The organism is Ralstonia pickettii (assembly GCF_016466415.2).
Taxonomy (GTDB): Bacteria; Pseudomonadota; Gammaproteobacteria; order Burkholderiales; family Burkholderiaceae; genus Ralstonia; species Ralstonia pickettii.
Genome location: NZ_CP066771.1, coordinates 1,867,974 through 1,885,881, shown reverse-complemented (window position 1 = coordinate 1,885,881; position 17,908 = coordinate 1,867,974). Strand labels below are relative to the sequence as shown.

12 protein-coding genes and 1 tRNA gene are annotated in these 17,908 nt (G+C 64.4%); 6 read left to right on the top strand and 7 right to left on the bottom strand.

Annotated features, from left to right (window positions below; all coding sequences use genetic code 11):
- Window positions 1–12 precede the first annotated feature (12 nt).
- From RP6297_RS08865 to RP6297_RS08855, 3 genes are all read right to left on the bottom strand, one after another.
- Window positions 13–1,548, bottom strand: coding sequence for a fumarate hydratase (locus RP6297_RS08865; protein WP_009240968.1), 1,536 nt, complete (start codon window positions 1,546–1,548; stop codon window positions 13–15).
- A 189-nt stretch (window positions 1,549–1,737) separates the two neighbouring features.
- Window positions 1,738–2,277: a TIGR00645 family protein gene (locus RP6297_RS08860; protein WP_009240967.1), complete on the bottom strand. Its 540-nt coding sequence runs from the start codon at window positions 2,275–2,277 to the stop codon at window positions 1,738–1,740.
- Between the two features lie 88 nt (window positions 2,278–2,365).
- Complete coding sequence (locus RP6297_RS08855) at window positions 2,366–3,325, bottom strand: DMT family transporter (RefSeq protein WP_080725234.1); 960 nt, start codon at window positions 3,323–3,325, stop codon at window positions 2,366–2,368.
- Window positions 3,326–3,528: 203 nt separating this feature from the next.
- On the opposite strand from RP6297_RS08855, the gene acs reads away from it, so the two are divergent.
- Together acs and RP6297_RS08845 are read left to right on the top strand one after the other, a co-directional pair.
- A complete protein-coding gene (gene acs / locus RP6297_RS08850) occupies window positions 3,529–5,511 on the top strand; it encodes an acetate--CoA ligase (RefSeq protein ID WP_009240965.1) in 1,983 nt (660 codons plus the stop codon).
- A 19-nt stretch (window positions 5,512–5,530) separates the two neighbouring features.
- The gene (locus RP6297_RS08845) at window positions 5,531–7,597 is read left to right on the top strand and encodes a sodium:solute symporter family protein (RefSeq protein ID WP_037028526.1); all 2,067 of its coding nucleotides are present in this window, start codon (window positions 5,531–5,533) and stop codon (window positions 7,595–7,597) included.
- A 123-nt stretch (window positions 7,598–7,720) separates the two neighbouring features.
- On the opposite strand, the gene RP6297_RS08840 is transcribed toward RP6297_RS08845, so the two are convergent.
- The 4 genes from RP6297_RS08840 to RP6297_RS08825 form a co-directional block, all read right to left on the bottom strand.
- Window positions 7,721–8,524 carry a bestrophin-like domain gene (locus RP6297_RS08840; RefSeq protein ID WP_009240963.1) on the bottom strand — a complete coding sequence of 268 codons (804 nt, stop codon included), beginning with the start codon at window positions 8,522–8,524 and terminating at the stop codon, window positions 7,721–7,723.
- Window positions 8,525–8,528: 4 nt separating this feature from the next.
- A complete protein-coding gene (locus tag RP6297_RS08835) occupies window positions 8,529–9,545 on the bottom strand; it encodes a hypothetical protein (RefSeq protein WP_009240962.1) in 1,017 nt (338 codons plus the stop codon).
- A gap of 316 nt (window positions 9,546–9,861) precedes the next feature.
- Complete coding sequence (locus RP6297_RS08830) at window positions 9,862–11,424, bottom strand: methyl-accepting chemotaxis protein (protein WP_009240961.1); 1,563 nt, start codon at window positions 11,422–11,424, stop codon at window positions 9,862–9,864.
- 524 nt (window positions 11,425–11,948) lie between these two features.
- Entirely contained in the window at window positions 11,949–13,955 is a 2,007-nt protein-coding gene (locus tag RP6297_RS08825) for a CocE/NonD family hydrolase (protein ID WP_009240960.1), read from the bottom strand.
- Between the two features lie 525 nt (window positions 13,956–14,480).
- On the opposite strand from RP6297_RS08825, the gene RP6297_RS08820 reads away from it, so the two are divergent.
- From RP6297_RS08820 to RP6297_RS08805, 4 genes are all read left to right on the top strand, one after another.
- The gene (locus RP6297_RS08820; RefSeq protein WP_009240959.1) at window positions 14,481–14,762 is read left to right on the top strand and encodes a DUF7696 family protein; all 282 of its coding nucleotides are present in this window, start codon (window positions 14,481–14,483) and stop codon (window positions 14,760–14,762) included.
- A gap of 132 nt (window positions 14,763–14,894) precedes the next feature.
- Window positions 14,895–14,985 (top strand) — tRNA-Ser (locus RP6297_RS08815).
- 150 nt (window positions 14,986–15,135) lie between these two features.
- A complete protein-coding gene (locus tag RP6297_RS08810; protein ID WP_009240958.1) occupies window positions 15,136–15,603 on the top strand; it encodes a (2Fe-2S)-binding protein in 468 nt (155 codons plus the stop codon).
- Window positions 15,600–17,897 (top strand): xanthine dehydrogenase family protein molybdopterin-binding subunit, encoded by a 2,298-nt coding sequence (locus RP6297_RS08805; RefSeq protein ID WP_009240957.1) that lies wholly within the window; start codon window positions 15,600–15,602, stop codon window positions 17,895–17,897. The genes RP6297_RS08810 and RP6297_RS08805 overlap by 4 nt, the downstream gene beginning before the upstream one ends.
- The last annotated feature ends 11 nt before the right edge of the window (window positions 17,898–17,908 follow it).

Genomic DNA, 17,908 nt, shown 5'->3' with positions numbered 1-17,908 from the left:
TGAATGAACGGATCAGCCCGCTGCGACCGGAATCTTGCCGATCTTCGCTTGCCATTCCGCCGGGCCGGTCTTGTGGACCGACGTGCCCGAGCTGTCCACCGCGACGGTGACAGGCATGTCCTTCACGTCGAATTCATAGATCGCTTCCATGCCCAGGTCTTCGAACGCCAGCACCTTCGAACCGCGGATGGCCTTCGACACCAGGTACGCCGCGCCGCCCACGGCCATCAGGTAAGCCGACTTGTGCTTCTTGATGGACTCGATGGCGACCGGGCCGCGCTCGGCCTTGCCCACCATGGCGATCAGGCCCGTCTGGGCGAGCATCGTCTCGGTGAACTTGTCCATGCGTGTGGCCGTGGTCGGGCCGGCCGGGCCCACGACTTCATCCCGCACCGGGTCGACTGGGCCGACGTAGTAGATCACGCGGTTGGTGAAGTCGATCGGCAGTTTCTCGCCCTTGGCCAGCATGTCGGCGATGCGCTTGTGTGCGGCGTCGCGGCCGGTCAGCATCTTGCCGTTCAGCAGGAGCGTCTGGCCCGGCTTCCACGAGGCCACTTCTTCCGGCGTGAGCGTGTTCAGGTCGACGCGCTTCGACGTTTCCGTATTCGGTGCCCACTCGACCTTCGGCCATTGCGACAGGTCCGGCGCTTCCAGCTTGGCAACGCCGCTGCCGTCAAGTGTGAAGTGCGCATGACGTGTGGCGGCGCAGTTCGGGATCATGGCGACCGGCAGGTTGGCGGCGTGCGTCGGGTAGTCCAGGATCTTCACGTCGAGCACGGTGGCCAGGCCGCCCAGGCCTTGCGCGCCAATGCCCAGTGCGTTGACCTTCTCGTACAGCTCGATGCGCAGTTCTTCAGCGCGGTTGCTGGGGCCGCGGGCGATCAGGTCTTGAATGTCGATCGGCTCCATCAGGGCTTCCTTGGCCAGCAGCATGGCCTTTTCAGCCGTGCCGCCAATGCCGATGCCCAGCATGCCCGGCGGGCACCAGCCGGCGCCCATGGTCGGCACGGTCTTGAGCACCCAGTCAACAATCGAGTCCGACGGATTCAGCATCACGAACTTCGACTTGGCCTCCGAGCCGCCGCCCTTGGCTGCGACGATCACGTCCACCGTGTCGCCCGGCACGATCGACATGTTGATCACGGCCGGGGTGTTGTCCTTCGTGTTGGTGCGCTTCCCGGCCGGATCAGCCAGCACGCTTGCGCGCAGCTTGTTGTCGACGTCGTTGTACGCGCGGCGCACACCTTCGTTGACCATGTCTTCCAGGCTCATCGTGGCGTTGCCGTTTTCGCTTCCCCAGCGCACGTTCATGCCGACCTTCAGGAACACGGTGACGATGCCGGTGTCCTGGCAGATCGGGCGCTTGCCTTCTGCGCACATGCGGCTGTTGGTCAGGATCTGCGCGATGGCATCTTTGGCTGCGGGGCTCTGTTCCTGCTCATAGGCGCGGCCCAGAGCAGTGATGTAGTCCATCGGGTGGTAATAGCTGATGTACTGCAGGGCGTCGGCAACGCTCTGGATGAGGTCTTCTTGACGAATGACGGTCATGGTGGGGGACCAACGTATAGGAATGAAAAGCCGGTGCGGCAGGGCAGTGCTCTGTGGCCTTCACTCCCTGCCTGTGACCTGGACGGCAGGCGCCGCAGGCTCAGAATAGCCCGAGATCATACACCCAATGTCGGGCGCGGATTGTCCGAGCGCGTTCGTCGGAATCGCCGCGCCGACAAGGGCGCAGCGTCAATGTGCGTCGGCAGCCTCGCCGTGCGGATGCGCGTGCGAAACGATGCGGTCCACCCACGCCATCACCAGCGCAGACACCAGGAACGCCACGTGGATCGCTACCTGCCACAGGATCGTGTGCGTGTCTTTCTGGGCCGCGTCAATGAACGTCTTGAGCAGGTGGATCGACGAGATGCTGATCAGCGCCATCGACAGTTTCACCTTCAGCACGCCGGCATTGACGTGGTCCAGCCATTCGGGCTCATCTTCATGGCCTTCGATGCCGAGCTTGGACACAAAGATGTCGTACCCGCCGATGATCACCATGATCAGCAGGTTGGAGATCATGACCACGTCGATCAGGCCCAGCACGGCCAGCATGATCTTGGTTTCGTCCATGTCGCCCAGGTGCGAAACCAGGTGCCACACCTCGACGACGAAGAGGTACACATACGCTGCCTGGGCGATGATCAGCCCCATGTAAAGCGGCAGTTGCAGCCAGCGGGAAAAGAAGATGAGGCGCGGAATCGGGCGCAGCGGAGCGATGGGCGACTTCATGGCAAACAGGGGCGGGTGAAAAGCGGGCGATTGTAGCGTCCCTAGTTTGCCGAATCGCTGACCGAAAGACGGCTGAAGCCGGCCTGCGTTATTCGTGGTCCAGTGACGGATCGAGCGGGTCCAGCGGGTCCGCCACACGGGAGCGGCGCGCCGGATGTCGCGGCCGTGCTGGCCAGCTCGCGACAAGGATGCCTGCCACGACGCATGCCAGCGCGATGCCGTGCGGCCAGCCCGGGGTTTCGCCCAGCGCCACGATGCCGTAGGTGGCGGCCGTTATCGGCAGCACCGAAGTGAACACGCCCGCAAGGTGAGCCGGCACGTGCCGAATGCCCTTCATCCACAGCCAGAACGAGAAGATGCTGGCCGACAGCGCGTACCAAAGCACCAGGCCCCAGATCGGCAACGGCACGCCGGACAGATCGAACGTGAGCAGCGGCATCAGCCCCAAGGGCAGCATCAGCAGGCCGCCGATCAGGTGCGTGTACGCGCAGATCTCGATGGCGTGCAAGGTTTGCGTCAGCCGCCGCGACAGAATCACGTAGATCGATTCGCATAAGACCGCGCCCATCACCAGCGCATTGCCCAGCAGTGCCTGCGCCGCATCGGCAGGGGCAGCGCCCGAGGATTCGCCCCCGCGGTACGCGTTGAGAATGGCGACGCCGGCCACCGCCAGCACCACCGACGCCAGCGTCCGCCCCGAGGGTTTTTCGCGCAGCACCAGCCATGACAGCAGCGCCACCGCGGCTGGAATCGTACTGGTGATGATGCCCGCAGCCAGCGCCGAGGTCAGCCGCACGCCGTTCAGCATCAGCAGCGTAAAACCGAACGTACCGAAAAAGGCCTGGAGGAACAGGTTGATCCACTCGCCGCGCGTCACACGCCGCATGCGTGCGGGCTTGTACCACGGCGCCATGCACACGATGGCAATCAGAAAACGCAGCAACGCAAACAGCATCACCGGCATGACGGCGACGATCGATTTACCGAAACCGACGTTGCTGCCGACCAGTGCCATGGCAGCAATCAGGAAAAGGGCGTGGATGGGCACGATGAAAAATCAGTGGAAACCGGCACGGGACACGGCTCTCTGGCCGGCTATGTTGCGCTGCGACGCGTGCCGTAACAGGAAGTGACGCATTATAGTAATGCCCTTCACGTCGGTTTGCGGCGCAGAAATGCGTAAGGCTGGAGTCAGGTCAGCCCCTTAGATTCGCCGCAAAACGACTACAGACATCGCTATCAGGAGACACCATGGCTGGCATTGAATCTGTCCTGCAGGAAACGCGCGTGTTCAACCCGCCCGAATCCTTCGTCAAACAGGCAAACATCGCCGGCATGGATGCGTACCGTGCCCTGTGTGCCGAAGCCGAGAAAGACTATGAGGGCTTCTGGGCGCGCCTCGCCCACGAGCATCTGCTGTGGCACAAGCCCTTCAGCAAGGTGCTGGACGAATCCAACGCACCGTTCTACAAGTGGTTTGAAGACGGCGAGCTCAACGCCTCGTACAACTGCCTCGAGCGCAACCTTGAGAACGGCAACGCCGACAAGGTCGCCATCATTTTCGAAACCGATGACGGCAACGTCTCGCGCATCACGTATCGCGAACTCCACGCGCGCGTCTGCCGCTTCGCCAACGGCCTGAAGGCCCTGGGCATCAAGAAGGGCGACCGCGTGGTGATCTACATGCCGATGTCGGTGGAAGGCATCGTCGCCATGCAGGCGTGCGCGCGCATCGGTGCGACGCACTCGGTGGTGTTCGGCGGGTTCTCGGCCAAGTCGCTGCAGGAACGCATCGTCGATGTGGGCGCCGTGGCGCTCATCACCGCAGACGAGCAAATGCGCGGCGGCAAGGCGCTGCCGCTCAAGGCCATCGCCGACGAAGCGCTCGCCATGGAAGGCACGGACGCCGTCAAGCACGTGATCGTCTACCGCCGCACCAACGGCAACGTGAACTGGGTGGAAGGCCGCGACCGCGCGATGGACGAGGTTGAAGCCGGCCAGCCGGACACCTGCGAGGTCACGCCGGTCGGCGCGGAACATCCGCTGTTCATCCTCTACACCTCGGGTTCGACCGGCAAGCCGAAGGGCGTGCAGCACAGCACGGGCGGCTATCTGCTGTGGACGCTGCTCACCATGCAGTGGACGTTCGACCTGAAACCCGACGACATCTTCTGGTGTACCGCAGACATCGGGTGGGTGACGGGCCACAGCTACATCGCGTACGGCCCGCTCGCGGCCGGCGCCACGCAGGTCGTGTTCGAAGGTGTGCCGACGTATCCGAACGCCGGCCGCTTCTGGGACATGATCCAGCGTCACAAGGTCAACACGTTCTACACCGCGCCGACGGCGATCCGCTCGCTGATCAAGGCCGCCGAAGCGGACGAGAAGGTCCACCCCAAGCAGTACGACCTCTCGAGCCTGCGCCTGCTGGGCACCGTGGGCGAGCCGATCAACCCGGAAGCCTGGATGTGGTACCACACGAACATCGGCGGCGGCCGTTGCCCGATCGTCGATACGTTCTGGCAGACGGAGACCGGCGGCCACATGATGACGCCGCTGCCGGGCGCCACGCCGCTGGTGCCGGGCTCGTGCACGCTGCCCCTGCCGGGCATCATGGCCGCCGTTGTCGATGAAACCGGGCACGATGTTCCCAACGGTCAGGGCGGCATTTTGGTGGTCAAGCGTCCGTGGCCGTCGATGATCCGCACAATCTGGGGTGACCCGGAGCGCTTCAAGAAAAGCTACTTCCCGGAAGAGCTGGGCGGCAAGCTCTATCTGGCGGGCGATGGTTCGATCCGCGACAAGGAGACCGGCTACTTCACCATCATGGGCCGCATCGATGACGTGCTGAACGTCTCGGGCCACCGCATGGGCACGATGGAGATCGAGTCGGCGCTGGTGGCGAACCCGATCGTGGCCGAGGCCGCCGTGGTGGGCCGCCCCGACGACATGACAGGCGAAGCGATCTGCGCGTTCGTGGTGCTCAAGCGCGCGCGCCCCGATGGCGACGAAGCCAAGCAGATCGCCAACGAGCTGCGCAACTGGGTCGGCAAGGAGATCGGGCCGATCGCCAAGCCGAAGGACATCCGCTTTGGCGACAATCTGCCCAAGACGCGCTCGGGCAAGATCATGCGCCGCCTGTTGCGCTCGCTGGCCAAGGGCGAGGACATCACGCAGGACACGTCCACGCTTGAGAACCCAGCCATCCTCGATCAACTGAAGGAAACGCGCTAACCGCCAGCGCTGGTCGCCAATCTTGGCCACCGACTCGCAACAAGACAGCCGCTTCCGCAAGCGGCTGTTTCTGTATTACGGGCTCTATACCGTAGGGCTGCTGCTCTTCATCGTGATGATGGGCGCGATCGAGCACGTGCGCGGGCCCGGCGTGTGGCTCGGCTACGTGTTTCTGTTCGTCACGATTGCCATCTATGCGTGCATCGGGCTGATCTGCCGCACGGCCGATCTGACCGAGTACTACGTGGCAGGGCGCCGTGTGCCGGCGTTCTTCAACGGCATGGCCACCGCGGCTGACTGGATGAGCGCGGCATCCTTCATCGGCCTGGCGGGCATCGTGTTCGCCTCGGGCTATGAAGGTCTCGCCTATGTGATGGGCTGGACGGGCGGCTACTGCCTCGTCGCTTTCCTGCTGGCGCCGTACCTGCGCAAATTTGGCGGCTACACGGTGCCGGATTTTCTCGCCAACCGCTACGGCAACGGAGAACGCGGCGGCAGTTCTGTCGTGCGTGGCATTGCGGTGCTGGGGGCGACGCTGTGTTCGTTCGTCTACCTCGTCGCGCAGATCCAGGGTGTGGGGCTGGTGGTCACGCGCTTTATCGGCGTCGAGTTTTCGGTGGGCGTGTTCTTCGGGCTGGCGGGCATTCTGGTGTGCTCGTTCCTGGGCGGTATGCGCGCCGTGACGTGGACCCAGGTCGCGCAGTACATCATCATGATCGTGTCCTTTCTGGGCGTGGTGTCGATCATCGGCTGGCATCGGTATCACGATCCGGTGCCGCAGCTTTCTACGGGCCGCCTGCTGGTGCAGATCGAGAAAGAGGAGCGGCGCATCGCGCATGACCCTGCCGAGCAGCACGTGCGTGACCACTTCCTGAACGAAGCTCAGGGGCTGCAGGAGCGTATCTCGCAGCTGCCGCAGTCGTTCGACCATGCCCGCGAAGCGCTGAATGCGCAGCTCAAGCTTGCACGCGAACGCAATGCGCCACTGCGCGAGATCAAGGCGCTGGAGCGCCAGCGCGAAGAGTTTCCGCCCGATGCGGCCACCGCGTCGATCCTCTGGAACGAGCAGCGCGAAGACGCGCTGGCGCGCAGCCGTATAGGGCCGCCATCCACCGAACCATTCCCGTCGGCGTCGGAAAACGAGCGCGGCACCGAGCGGCTGAACTTCGTGCTGCTGGTGTTTTGCCTGATGGTTGGCACGGCGAGCCTGCCGCACATCCTCACGCGCTTTCACACCACGCCGTCGGTGCGTGAGACCCGCAACTCGGTCAGCTGGACACTCGTCTTCGTGGTGCTGCTGTATGTGTCGGCACCGGCGCTGGCGGCGCTCGTCAAGCTCGATCTGCTGCAGCACCTCGTGGGTGCGCCGTTTGCGGATCTGCCGCAATGGATTGTGCCTTGGCGCAAGGTCGACCCGCCCGTGTTTGCGCTGCATGACATCAACGGCGACGGCATCGTGCAGTGGGCCGAGGTGATGATGCAGCCGGACATGATCGTGCTGGCCGCGCCCGAGATTGCCGGGCTGCCGTACGTGTTGTCGGGCCTGATCGCGGCCGGTGCGCTGGCGGCGGCGCTGTCGACTGCCGACGGCCTGCTGCTGACCATCGCCAATGCGCTCTCGCACGACGTGTACTTCCACATGATCGACAACACGGCCAGCCACCAGCGGCGCGTGACGAGCGCCAAGGTAGTGTTGCTGGGCGTGGCTTTGCTGGCCGCGTATGTGACGTCATTGAAGCCGGGCAACATCCTCTTCCTGGTCGGGGCGGCCTTCTCGCTGGCGGCGTCGTGCTTCTTTCCGGTATTGGTGCTGGGCGTGTTCTGGAAGCGCACCAATCGTGCCGGGGCCATCGCGGGCATGCTGACGGGGCTGGCCGTGAGCGTGTACTACATCATCGCCAATTACCCGTTCTTCACGCGCATGACGGGCCTGCTTGGCCAGCCGTGGTTTGGTGTCGACCCCATTGCCTCGGGTGCGTTCGGCGTGCCAGCGGGGTTTGTCGCGGCGATTGTCGTGAGCCTGCTGACCAAGCCGAACCGGCCGGTGGTCGACAAACTCGTCGGCTACATTCGCGATCCGCTGTAAAAAAGCCGGCTCCCGACGAGCCGGCAAAGGGCAGGGCCGAAGTGTGGGGCTCCGGCCCCGGGGCTGACCTCTCCCGCCAGCCCTCACAACGCAAGCGGGGCATCGCGGCGAGGGGGCGCGCGCTCAGTCGAGCCCGGGATGCGCCTGCGGCTTGTCGTTCGATAACGTCTGGATGGCGCGCTCAAGCGGCGCCGCACTGACGCTGACTTCCCCGGCAAAGGGCCTGTCCACGGCCAGCACAAAGAAGAACGCCAGGCCGAGCGTGGTCGCCCACACCGCCACCAGCGCCATGTGAAAGCGCGTGGCCGGCAGCGCGTAGAGCAGCAACAACGACAGGCTGCTGGCGATCAGCATCACGCCCCATAGCGTGCCGGGCATGGCGGCTTCCAGGTTCTGCAGGCGTTTCTCCCGGTACTTCACCATCTCGTTGACACGGGCGAGCACTTCGACCAGCAGCACGCGCTCGCGGTCGTCGCGGGGCGTGATGCGGTTGGCCGTAGCGAACATGATGTCGAACGCAGCCTCCGTGTTGGCATCAGGATGCGCGTGCTGCTGCATGCTCGGCCATTCGTCGCGCACAACGTGCTGCAGATAAGTGACCAGCTCGCTGCGCGCGGCGGTGGCGCTCGGGTGCGAGAACGCGGAGAGGTCGCGTGCAAGTTCCGTAGCACACGCAGCTTCCGCGGCCACGATGTCGGTCGCGGCTTGATAGGCACCCCATACCGAGATGGCAGAAAAGGCGACCAGCAGCGAGTTGATGGTTGTGACAGCCGTCATCATGGCGATGGTCATGTTGCGCTGTTCGGCGTCGAGCGTGACCGGGAAAACACGACGGAACAGCACGTAGCCGCCCAATGCAATGAGCAGCGTGGCGAAGACGATGACCGCGCCCATCGCCCATGCGGGGATGTTGTAGAGGAAGAGCATCAGGTCACTCCTTGGAAGGGCCGCCGGCTGAGAGAGACGGCGGTGGGGCGGCCGCCGGGTCGCTGGCGGCGAGCATGGCGCGCGTGAAGTCGGCCAGGCGCTTGCGCATCGCCTCGGGAGAAGCAGTGCCGTCGAACGATTGCTGCAGCTCGATCAGGTTGGCGGCGAGTTCGCTTTGCCATTGCGTGCGCTCGCTGGCGGCGCGGGCCCGGTAGGCCTGCATGGCCGCGTCGGTATCGGCGGACCGATCACCGCGCACGAGCGTTTCCAGCGCGTCCACCAGCCGCTGCAGCAGCCGGTGCACCGCCGTGGCAGAAAACCCGCCGAGCATTGCCAGCGCCGGTTTGCCGAAGCTGTGCATGCTGCCCCGGTCGAACACTTGCGCGGGCAGCATCTCCACCAGGATCAAGCCGGCAATCACACCGAGGATCAATCGGGCGCAGTAGGAGGCGTCGTACTTGGGGTCGTAGGTGGACGCGGCCACATAGCGATGCGCCTGAAACAGCGTGGCAAACGACGCACCCAAGCCCGCGCAGAACAGCAGGAACAGCGTGTTCCACAGCAGGGGCGCGCCGTCCGAATCCAGAAAGCCCCGGTCGATGTTCGCGCTCGACACGTCGGGCGACATGCCCGTGGCAATCACGGCGATCAGGAAGACGATCGCGGCGCTGGTCAGCAGCCGGATCAACGGCACAGGACCGAGCCATGGGAATGGATGATCGCTGCGATGCTGTGCGTCGAGCAGCGTGACGGCCTGCGGCGTGGCCGGGGTAATGGCTGCCGCAAGCTTGCGGTGGATGGCAGCCAGCGCGTGGTGCGGTGTGGCATGCGCAGACGTTTGACCGTCGATGAGTGCGCCCAGCTGAGCGATGAGTTCCGGCGCAACGGGAAGCCCGTGATGCAGGGCAAAGCGGGCCATGGCTTCGCACTCTTCACGCAGTTGTTCAGCGAGCGGCGGGATGGGTTGTGTCTGCGGTACTGCCCGTGGGCGCAGCGAATGCGCGAGGCGCAGCCGGATCATGCCGGCCTCCGGTCGTCGAGCGGCGTGCACGGCAGGAGGGTGGGAAGCGGGCCGCGTTGCAGGTGTGGGCTTGTGTGTCGCATGGTGGCCTTCGTCGGCAGGGTGGGCCGAACGCGGCCCCAACTTGCCCCGTCGCAGATGAGAGACTGGGCAAGTTCACTTTGCGTCGCGCGTGCGAGCCCGCCAATGCAGCGGAAGTCACGAACGACGGCCTAACGAAAGACACAGGACAGAAAAAAGAAAACGCCCGCGGCCTTTCGGCGGCGGGCTGAAGGACAGATTGGAGATGACGGCTACAACAGTGACAGTGTCCGGATCAGGCGTGTACGGCGTGCGGATCGACGCGGAAGAACGACATTGTGGCGTTCAACTCCTGCCCTTGGTCCTGCAGCGATTGCGATGCGGCGGCGGCTTCTTCCACCAGCGCCGCATTGCGCTGCGTGACTTCATCCATTTGCGAGATCGCCTGGTTGACCTGTTCGATGCCGCGCTTCTGCTCGACCGATGCAGCGGCAATCTCTTCCATGATGTGCGTGACGCGGGCAACAGCTTGCGTGACCTCCGTCATCGTTTCGCCGGCCTCGCCCGCCAACGTGGAGCCGTCATGGATGCGCTCCACCGACGAAGCGATCAGTTCCTTGATCTCCTTGGCCGCCGTTGACGAACGCTGCGCCAGGCTGCGCACCTCGCTGGCCACCACCGCGAAGCCGCGGCCCTGCTCGCCCGCGCGTGCGGCTTCAACGGCGGCGTTCAACGCGAGGATGTTGGTCTGGAACGCGATGCCTTCGATGATGCCGGTGATGTCGGCGATCTTGCTCGAGCGGTCGCTGATGTCCTGCATGGTCGACACGACCTGGCTGACGACCGTGCTGCCCTTGAGCGCCACTTCCGAGGCAGTCGAGGCGAGCGCGGTGGCGTGCTGGGCGTTTTCCGCGTTCTGCTTCACGGTGGACGTCAGCTCTTCCATGCTGGCCGCCGTTTCCTGCAGCGACGACGCCTGCGCTTCCGTGCGCTGGCTCAGATCGGCATTGCCGGCGGCAATCTGTTTGGCCGCGCCGGCGACGCTGCTGCTGCTGTCGCGCACCTTGTCGACGATCTCGGTCAGGCGGCCATTCATGTCACGCAGGGCGGAGAGCAGGCGGCTCGTCTCATCCTTGCCATGCACTTCGATGCGGCTGCTCAGATCGCCGCGTGCCACAGTCTGGGCGACGTTCACGGCGGTGCGGATCGGCTGCGTGATCGAGCGCGTGATGATGATGCCGGCGATCACTGCCAGCAGCACCGCGCCGATCGACAGGCCGGCTAGCAGGTTGCGCTGCATCACGTACTGCGCCTCATATGCCTGCACGAGCTGTTCCTGGCGCTCGTGCGTGTACGTGGCGTACGCGTCGGTGGTCTTGATGAGCGCTGCCAGCAGCGGGCGGCACTCGTTGTCCATCTTCTGGACGGCTTCGTCGCGTTTGCCGGCCAGTGCCAGCCCGACGATGTCGGTCGCCACAGGGCCGTACTGTGCTTCCACGCGGTTGATGTCTTCCACCAGCGTACGGGCGCGGTCGGTTACGTCCTTGGCGCCCGCAATCATGTCGTTGAGCTGCTTGAGCTTGTTCTTCACATCGTCGTGCGCACGAAAGACGTCAGCCTTCTCCAGATCCAGGTCTTTTTGGGTGACCACGAGTACCAGGTTGCGTGCGGCAATGGCGCGGCGATCCACCGCCGTGCGCACGTCGTTCGCGACGTCTGCGCGGGCGCTGATGCCGTGCACGTAGTTCGAGAATCCTTCGGTTGATTCGGACAGCGCCCGCAGCGACACGCCTGACACGACGACAACAATGGCTGCCAGCACGCCAAAACCCGTTGTGAGCTTGGCCTTGATGGTCATCTGAGAAAGGTTCACAGCGTTCTCCGGTTTGCTGAATGAATTGAGATGGGGTCGCGCACTCGACCGGCTAGAGAAGGACGGTCGACGACCACGTTTTTTATATGCAAGGTGCTGCGTACTTGAGAAAGATGCAGGTTATGTCATGGTGTGACCGAATTGGCTTTGTTGGATTTTTCGGTCTCCCTGGGGTTATCGGCATTGAAAAGAAAATCCTAAATAACTTTCTTATGCGAGTTTTCACTTAATGCAACTGAAGAGTTTTGTTTTGCCTGTGAAACCTTGTGCGGCATGGGCTGGCTCATCAGCATTCCGAATCGTGCGATGGATTATGCGAACTGAGTGGCGCCAACGTTTTCCTACCGTGTTTGGGTTATTTAATGTCGGTTATCCGTATTTTTCTCCGCTTCAGTTGGGGTACGTAGTTTTACGTATGCATTTAGCCCGCTAGGTATTTGTGTGGTGGCCGGTGTGTAAAGAAAACGGCCCGCCGAAGCGGGCCGGGTGATTGCCAGAAGCTGCTTTTGCTACAGCGCGGTGGCGGGCACCACGGGCAAAACCACCTTGGACGGGTGCGCTGCATCGCTATAGATCGTCAGTACGCCGACGAGGGAATTGAGCAGCGTAGGTAGCGGCGGCACACCTTGCGGCAGGTTGCTCGCGCCCACGGCCACCCGCAGCTTGTGGCCCTTGGCGATGAGCGCGCTGGTCGGGAACACCTCGACCGGCACCATCACGGCCTGGCCCGGCATGAGCGCCTGAACGGAGCCTGGGGTGAACGGATGCCATGGCTGGATCGACAGGCCGTTCATCGTGCGCGAACGGCTGGCATCTACCGCGCGCAACGAGGCTGTCTGGAGCCCATCGGTAAGCGGCGTGACATTGCCTGCTGCGTCCACGTCGTCAATGCGTACGGAGACGCCGGCGTCCAGCGCGGTGGTGGAGATCCACACATCCGCTTCAATCGGCCCGTTGAGGTAAACATCGGCCGGCATGGGCGGCGTTTCGAACTTCACATCGGCGGCTTCGGCAAGGGTGTCGTCGGTCTGGCACGGTAGCGGGATGAAGCCCGTCAAACCGGCCGTCCATTGCGACAGGCTGATGGAGCACGCACCATTCAGCGGCTGCTGTGCGACCTTGTTCGACGTTTCGTTGGCGGCCGGCGCGGTGGTCGACAGGCTCTTGTCGCCGCGCAGGAAGAGCTGCTGCGCCTGCACCTGCGGATGCGGCCAGTCCGTGGCGGTGGCGTAGTGGCCGAGGCCGGTCACGTATTGCGTGACGTTGGGCAGCGCATCGGCGCCCACGTTCATGCCTTTGACGTACTGGTCGAACCATTGCAACTGAATGTGGTTCAGCGGCGGCACGCCATCGACCGGCAAACCGCTGCCCAACCCGGCCTGCAGATGCGTCCACGGGCCGATCAGCAGCTTGGCCGGCGCCTTCGTCTTGATGCTCTCGTACGTGAGCGGTTCGCTGCGCTGGAAAAGATCGTGCAGGCCGCCCACCACGAAGGTCGGCACCTTGATCTTGCCGTCGTTCTCCAGCGGCGAGCGTGTCGCCCAGAACGCGCCGTCATAGGCCGTTGCCGTTGTGCCAAGCAGCGCTTGCAGCATGGTTGGCAACTGGAACGTCGTGACCGCTGACGCCAGATGCTGCAGCACGGCCGGCAGACCGATCGTCGGGTCTGTCACGAGCGTCGGATCGGTCAGGCTGAGCACCGACACCAGCCCGAACCACGCCGGGATGAACGTCAGATTGGTCTGCCCGCCAGTGAAGACAATGTCGCGGTAGCCGTCCCCAATCGGCACGATGGGGAAGGCCGCCTTGACTGCCGGATGGTTCTGCGCCGCCGTGATGACCGTCGTGATGCCGAGGTACGACACGCCGTACAAGCCAATGGCACCGTTGCTCCACGATTGCTGCGTCACCCAGTCGACCACGTGGCCGTAGTCGCTCTGCTCATCGGCGCCAAACGCATCCCACGCGCCCTGCGACTGGCCGGTGCCGCGCACGTCCACCACCACCGTCGCATAGCCGTGTTGGACGATGTACGGATCGGCCGCGCCCAGCGCAGCACCGATCGAGGCTTCGTATTGCGCGTTGCCGCCGTTGTACGAGGTTTGCACGAGCACCGTCGGGAAGGAGCCCGTCGCGGCGTTGCCGGATGCGTCGGCGGGCAGCGTCACGTATGCCGCCAGCTTTGTGCCGTCGGACATCGTGATGTATTGCGTGGCTTGCTTCGCAACGCCTGCGTAGAGCGCGGGCGGGTTGTAGTCGACCCACTTGGCGCCAGCGTTGCTCGTGATGGACGTGCCCGGCTGCGCCGGCGTGGCGCGCGTACCGAGCGTGGTCCAGTTGACTGCGGCCGGCGGTAGCGGCGGTGCTGGCTGCGTGGTGGTGTTTGAATCGGCGGGTGTGCTGTTGGCGGCAGTCGAGCCATCATTGCCGCCGCAGCCCGACAGCGATAGCGCCGCGCACAGCAGCGCCGACATCAGCATGCGGCCGCGCCGCACACGTGGTGTGCCCATTTGCATGGGGTGTCTCCTCTTGAATGCTTTTGTTGTGTGTGGGGGGGGGCAGCGCGCCGAGGGTGGCGGCACGCGGCAGATCGCTTCCGGTTCAGAAGCGAAGCAAGCGAAGAGGCCGGCGCAGAAGAGGGTGGGTGACACGGCCGACAGCGCGCCAGCAGGCTTGGGCGCACGGATGAAGCACCAAGCATGCCCACGGCACGTCGCCACGCAAGTGGCGTCGTACGGCGGTGTGGCACGTGTGTTGGGGCCCGGAGCACCGCCCGCGTTACGTAACGTTCCGCGTAACGAGCCGCCTGACGCAGCGGTTTTCAGATGAGAATTTCACACCCCACCGACGTAGGGACGCTTCCCGCGAAGCGCCGCCAACAGGGTGTTTCAAACAGATCAAGACAACAACGCATGCATGCAAAACGCGCGCATTGAGCGGCTCATTGGTGTTGGCATGGACGTTGCATATTCAGGCTGCACGCCCGGCACAGGGCGCCACACGCAGAGCGCAACAACAGCACAGACAGCAAGGGGGCCATCATGAATCGCAACATTCAAGACGTCGAGATTGCCGCTGCCATCGACTCGGACCTGCTCCGCCGCCGCGAGCAGTTTGCCGGTCAGCCCTCCGCATGGCGGGTCTGGTCGGAGGCCGCGCACGTTGCCACCTTGAATGAACGCGCACGCGACGCGTTTATCGAGCACGTTGCCAATAGCCGTGGTGCCGATATCGCCCTGCGACTGCTGCTGAAAGCGCAGTCGATTCGCGATCAGGTTGCGCAGACGCTGATGATGAATGAGACACAAGCCACGCTGCATTGAGTTACGCGAGGGGATGCCGACCGGGTAAGTTGAGTCGGCGGTGGGATGCAAAAGGCCTTGTCGGGAGACCGGGCCTTTTGTTTGTGAGGGAAACTTGGCGAGACCGCGCAGTGTGCTATAATCGCGGGCTTCGGAGAGATGGATGAGTGGTTTAAGTCGCACGCCTGGAAAGCGTGTATAGGTTAATAACCTATCGGGGGTTCGAATCCCCCTCTCTCCGCCAGGAATCCAAGGCCCGAGTGCGCAAGTGCTCGGGCCTTTTTGCATTCGCCGCCGTTGTCATGTCGAGGTGGACCACTATTGCTGACCTCAGCCGTTTGAACGTACGCTTGGCCAGCAACAGAAAATCGCAACACAAGGAGACCACCGCCCCATGGAACTGGACGTCAACCACAAGCCGGTCAGCGTTGATTGCGACCCGGCCACGCCGCTGCTGTGGGTGCTGCGTGATCACCTGAACCTGACCGGTACGAAGTTCGGCTGCGGCGTCGCGGCGTGCGGCGCATGCACCGTACACGTGGACGGCGCGGCCGTGCGGTCCTGTGTGCTGCCGGTGGCGGCTGTGGCCGGCAAGCACATCACCACCATCGAAGGACTAGCCGGCGGCGAGGGCAAACGCCACGCGCTGCAGCAAGCCTGGATAGACGAGCAGGTGCCCCAGTGCGGCTACTGCCAGTCCGGCATGCTGATGGCCGCGGCCGACTTGCTGGCCCAACATCCCGATCCGACGGATGCCGACATCGACGCGGCCATGACCAACATCTGCCGCTGCGGAACCTATCCGCGCATGTGCGCCGCCATCAAGCGCGCTGCCAGGGCGCTGCGGGAGGGCCGCGCATGAACGCGAAGACTACAAAACCGCGCAGCGGACGGCGCCGTTTCCTGCTCGGCGCACTCGGCATCGGTGGCGCACTGGTAGTCGGTTGGGGTGTGATGCCGCCGCGCAGCCGCGTGGGCGATCCGGGCATCTTCCCCGAGCACAACGGCGAGATTGCCCTGAACGGCTGGATCAAGATCACACCCGAAGGCGACGTCGTGCTCGCCATGCCGCGTGTGGAGATGGGCCAGGGCATCCACACCGCACTGTCGATGCTGGCGGCGGAAGAGCTGGACATTCCGCTCTCGCGCGTGCGCATCGAAAGCGCGCCCGTGGAGCGCATCTACGGCAACGTCGTCGCCATGGGCGACAGCTCATTGCCGCTGCATCCCGATAGCGCGGACAAGACCTGGGCACGCGCACTGCACTGGATCATGGCCAAGAGCGCGCGTGAGATCGGGCTCATCATCACCGGCGGTAGCAGCAGCACCGCCGATGGCTGGCAGCCCGTGCGCGAGGCCGCCGCCACGGCGCGTGCAGCGTTGGTGCAAGCCGCCGCGCGCGAATGGAACGTGCCGGCTGCAGACGTCAGCATCCGTGAAGGCCAGTTGATCGGGCCCGGCGGCAAACAGTCTACGTTCGGCGAGATGGCCAAGTCGGCGCGCGGTATTTCTGCGCCGTCCAACGTGACGCTCAAGCCGGCTTCGCAATTCCGGTTGATCGGCAAACCGGCGCCGCGCAACGATCTCGCTGCGAAGACGGATGGCAGCGCGCGTTTCTCCATCGACACGCGCCTGCCCGGCATGCTGTATGCCGCGGTCGTGATGTGTCCGGTGTTTGGCGGCAAGCTCAAGACGTTCCAGTCGAAAGCGGCGCTTGGCATGCCGGGCGTGCGTTACGTGGTGCCGTTCGAGGGCGCAGGCGGCGGCGCTCCCGGCGTGGCGGTGGTGGCAGACCATTACTGGCAGGCCCGGCAGGCGCTCGCAACGCTCGAACCCGTGTGGGACAACGGCCCGCATGCCAAGCTCGATTCGGCAGGCATCCGGCAGCAGCTCGTCAGCGCGCTCGACAGCGACAAGGGCGGCTTCACGTACCGGTCGATGGGCGATGGCCTGAAAGCCTTCGACAGGGCCGATGGCGCCACCATCGTCGAGGCCGAATACAGCGCACCCTATCTCGCGCACGCGACGATGGAGCCGATCAACTGCACCGCGCAGGTAACGGCAGACGGCGTGCATCTCTGGGCACCGACGCAGGTCGCCACGCTGGCGCAGCTGGTGGCGGCGCGTGCGGCCGGCGTGAGCGGCGACAAGGTGCAGATCGATATCCCGCTCATCGGCGGCGGTTTCGGGCGGCGGCTGGAATCGGATTTCATCAGCCAGGCCGTGACCATCGCCACCAAGACCGAAGGCAAGCCCGTGCAGGTGATCTGGTCGCGCGAGGAAGACGTCCGCCACGACTTCTATCGCCCGCAAGCCATCGCCCGGCTCAAGGCGCGTGTCGAGAGCGGCAAGGTCACCGCGATTGCCTCGCGCAGCGCCGGCCAATCGATTCTCGCGGGTGAGCTGGACCGTCTGTTCGGTGCGCCGTCAGTGGGCATCGATCGCTACACCGCTGAAGGCCTGTTCGACCTGCCGTACGAAATCGAGCACGAGCACATCGCGCACCTGGCAGTCGATCTGCCGGTTCCCGTAGGCTTCTGGCGCAGCGTGGGGCATTCGTACAACGGGTTCTTCATGGAGGGCTTTCTCAACGAGGTGGCGGCCGCGGCCAAGCTTGACCCGTTGGCGATGCGGCGTAACTTGCTGAAGGACCATCCGCGCGAGCTGAAGGTGCTGGACACGGCAGCGCAGGCCGCCGGCTGGGGGCAGCCGCTGGCACCAGCCGCTGACGGCGCACCGCGTGCGCGCGGCATTGCGCTGCACCCGAGCTTCGGCTCCGTGGTCGCGCAGGTGGTGGAGGTGTCGATGAAAGACGGCAAGCCACGCGTGCATCGCGTTGTGTGCGCAGTCGATTGCGGCACGGTGGTCAACCCGGGCATCGTTGCGCAGCAGATGGAAAGCGCGGTCATCTTTGGCCTGACGGCGGCGCTGTATGGCCGGATCGACATCAAGGACGGCCAGGTCGTGCAGTCGAACTTCCCCGATTACCCGGCGCTCAAGATGGTCGAGACACCCGTCATCGAAACGCACATCGTGCCGAGCACGGCGGAGCCCAGCGGCATGGGTGAGGTGGGAGTCCCACCCATCGCGCCGGCCGTGGCGCACGCCATGGCGCAGTTGACCGGTAAGCCGGTGCGGCAGTTGCCAATGGTGTGATGCTGCTGCAC

Coding starts and splice junctions, on each gene's coding strand:
- RP6297_RS08865 (WP_009240968.1), bottom strand. CDS start 1,548: ATGACCGTCATTCGTCAAGAAGACCTCATCCAGAGCGTTGCCGACGCC.
- RP6297_RS08860 (WP_009240967.1), bottom strand. CDS start 2,277: ATGAAGTCGCCCATCGCTCCGCTGCGCCCGATTCCGCGCCTCATCTTC.
- acs (WP_009240965.1), top strand. CDS start 3,529: ATGGCTGGCATTGAATCTGTCCTGCAGGAAACGCGCGTGTTCAACCCG.
- RP6297_RS08840 (WP_009240963.1), bottom strand. CDS start 8,524: ATGCTCTTCCTCTACAACATCCCCGCATGGGCGATGGGCGCGGTCATC.
- RP6297_RS08835 (WP_009240962.1), bottom strand. CDS start 9,545: ATGATCCGGCTGCGCCTCGCGCATTCGCTGCGCCCACGGGCAGTACCG.
- RP6297_RS08830 (WP_009240961.1), bottom strand. CDS start 11,424: ATGACCATCAAGGCCAAGCTCACAACGGGTTTTGGCGTGCTGGCAGCC.
- RP6297_RS08825 (WP_009240960.1), bottom strand. CDS start 13,955: ATGCAAATGGGCACACCACGTGTGCGGCGCGGCCGCATGCTGATGTCG.
- RP6297_RS08820 (WP_009240959.1), top strand. CDS start 14,481: ATGAATCGCAACATTCAAGACGTCGAGATTGCCGCTGCCATCGACTCG.
- RP6297_RS08810 (WP_009240958.1), top strand. CDS start 15,136: ATGGAACTGGACGTCAACCACAAGCCGGTCAGCGTTGATTGCGACCCG.
- RP6297_RS08805 (WP_009240957.1), top strand. CDS start 15,600: ATGAACGCGAAGACTACAAAACCGCGCAGCGGACGGCGCCGTTTCCTG.